Origin of the sequence: uncultured Campylobacter sp. (genome assembly GCF_938018145.1) — a bacterium.
Classification (GTDB): Bacteria; Campylobacterota; Campylobacteria; order Campylobacterales; family Campylobacteraceae; genus Campylobacter_A.
This window is the reverse complement of record NZ_CALIII010000352.1, coordinates 1-2,502: the sequence shown is the minus strand read 5'-3', so window position 1 is coordinate 2,502 and position 2,502 is coordinate 1. Positions and strand designations below refer to the sequence as shown.

Here is a 2,502-nt window from a genome sequence, read left to right as displayed (position 1 = left end):
ATCTCGTCTTTTAGGCGGTTTTTACCTTTTTGGGTGCTGACTTCCTCGTATGTTTTAGACGATAGCGTCGATACGATGATATCCCTGATTAGCGGCTTTTTCTTATCGATTTCAGGCGTTAGCGTCTCGGCGCTAAGCTCTAGATCGACCTTTGTTTTTAGGTATCTCGAGCCGCTTTCGCTAAGTAAATTTACGATAAACTGATCGAGCGGATAAACGGGCCCCATATTTATGTAGTCGTTTGAGCGTTTGCCTGCCGTGCTTTTTGGTGCTGCTGATTGGACTTGCTCGGTTTGCGCTTGTGCTGTTTGCGTCTGTGTGGCATCGTCGTTGCCGCTCATTAGTAAAAATGCAAGCAATCCTCCGACCACTAAAAGTAGTATCAAAATAACGATGATTATGATTAAAACTAAGCTACTGCTTTTTTTAGCTTGTGTCTCTTCAGCCATCTATTCTCCTTAAAATTTTAGCTATAATTATATCTTAAATTTTTGAAAAATGAGAAGGCAATGGTACATAAAACAAATGCCGCGAGGTTTCTAGACGGTAAAAATATCCCCTACGAGCTAGTTGAATACGAAGTGGACGAAAGCGATCTGAGCGCCGTTCACGTGGCCGCCGTTTGCGGCGAGCAAATAGAAAAAATCTACAAAACCATCGTCTGCGAATGCGAGCCTAAAGGCTACGTCGTAGCGTGCATACAGGGCGATTTGAGCTTAAATTTAAAGGCTCTAGCAAGACTTAGCGGGCATAAAAAATGCGAACTTTTAAACTTAAGAGAGCTTGAAAAAGTGACGGGCTATATCCGTGGCGGCTGCTCGCCCATAGCGATGAAAAAGGCGTTTGAGACGTTTTTTGATAAGAGGATTTTAAAACAAGACTACGTCTACGTAAGCGCCGGCGTGCGCGGAAAACAGATAAAAATCGCGCCCCAAAGCTTGATAGAAGCTATTAGCGCAAAGCTTGGAGACTTCGCTGTTTAGTAAAATTTAACCCAAAAATGCTAAAATACGCCGTCTTAAAATAAAATAAATTTAAAAAGGTAAAATTTTGATAGACGAAATTTTTAGAGAATACGATATACGCGGCATTTACGAGCGCGATCTAAACGAAACGAGCGTTAAGGCGATCGGGTTAAATTTGGGCCGAGAAATGCTACGCCGAGGCGCAAAAAACGTTAGCGTAGGATATGACGCTAGGCTAAGCGCGGGCGAGATTTTCGGCTGGCTAGTTAGCGGGCTAAATTTGGCCGGCATCAAAGTCTACGATATCGGCTTGTTACCGACTCCGGTCGGGTATTTTAGCGTATTTACGGACAAATTTGACGCAAACATAATGATAACCGGCTCTCATAATCCAAAAGAGTACAACGGCTTTAAAATCACGATTTTTAAAGATAGCTATTTTGGTGAGGATTTGCAAAAGTTAAAAACCGCCGTACTAGCGGACATCGCGGCAAAAACGCAAATACCGGATGATCTGAGGGCTGAAAAATTCGATATCGCGACGCCTTATAAAAATTTTCTCATAGAGCAGTTTGCGCATTTAAAAGCTTTACCGCTTAAAATCGTCATTGACTGCGCAAACGGCGCGGTCGGAGTGGTGTTGCCTGAAATTTGCGAGGCGTTAAATTTGGATGCGAAAATTTTATATCCACAGCCCGACGGCAACTTCCCAAACCACCACCCAGATCCAAGCGAGGAGAAAAACTTAACCGATCTAAAAGCTGCGCTAAAGGGCGAATTTGACATAGGATTTGGCTTTGACGGCGATGGCGACCGTATCGCGGTTCTCACCAAAAAACGCAACATAAAAGGCGACGAGCTAGCCTATCTATATAGCCTCGCGATGAAAAATCCGCGCGTGCTGGGCGAGGTCAAATGCTCGCAAAATATGTACGACGAGATCGACGCGCACGGCGGCAAAAGCTTCATGGGCAAGACCGGCCACAGCAATATCAAAAAGGCGATGAAGGAGCTAAATATCGACATGGCGGCCGAGGTGAGCGGGCATATTTTCTTTAAGGAGCGGTATTTTGGCTTTGACGACGCGACGTATGCGATGTTTCGCGCGCTAGAGCTGGTCGCAAAGGGCTTTAACCTTGACGGCGAGCTAGATAAACTGCCAAAAGTCTTTAGCACCGACGAGATCAAGGTAAAAACGACCGACGCACAGAAATTTAAGCTTGTGGCAAAGCTAAAAGAGGTTTTGGTTGAAATTTACGAAAATGGCGACGCGCAAAATTTGCTAGCAGGCCTAGGTAAAATAGCCGAAATCATCGACATAGACGGAGTTAGAGTGAGATTTGAGGACGGTAGCTGGGCGCTAGTACGAGCCTCAAATACGACGCCTGTTATCGTTACGAGATTTGAGACCAAGGATCAAAATTTACTGGTGCAGCTTCAAGAAACATTTTTAAATTTGGTCGAAAATTTAAAGCAAAAGGTGTAAAAAATGACAAACGTTATACTTTGCGGAGGTTCGGGCACGAGGCTTTGGCCG

General features: G+C 44.5%; 3 protein-coding genes. 2 read left to right on the top strand and 1 reads right to left on the bottom strand.

Annotated features, from left to right (window positions below; translation table 11 throughout):
* Nucleotides 1–449 (bottom strand): flagellar basal body-associated protein FliL (gene fliL / locus Q0338_RS08095; RefSeq protein ID WP_298086309.1); only part of this gene is annotated, 449 nt, incomplete at its 3' end.
* A gap of 60 nt (nt 450–509) precedes the next feature.
* Between fliL and ybaK the strand changes: the two genes are divergently transcribed.
* Nucleotides 510–983, top strand: a complete 474-nt coding sequence (ybaK, locus tag Q0338_RS08090) for a Cys-tRNA(Pro) deacylase (protein WP_298086308.1) — start codon at nt 510–512, stop codon at nt 981–983.
* A 67-nt stretch (nt 984–1,050) separates the two neighbouring features.
* Nucleotides 1,051–2,451 carry a phosphomannomutase/phosphoglucomutase gene (locus Q0338_RS08085; RefSeq protein WP_298086307.1) on the top strand — a complete coding sequence of 467 codons (1,401 nt, stop codon included), beginning with the start codon at nt 1,051–1,053 and terminating at the stop codon, nt 2,449–2,451.
* Nucleotides 2,452–2,502 lie beyond the last annotated feature (51 nt).

Bases quoted from the DNA above. Each gene is read 5' to 3' on its own strand.
- ybaK (WP_298086308.1), top strand. From the start codon at position 510: ATGGTACATAAAACAAATGCCGCGAGGTTTCTAGACGGTAAAAATATC.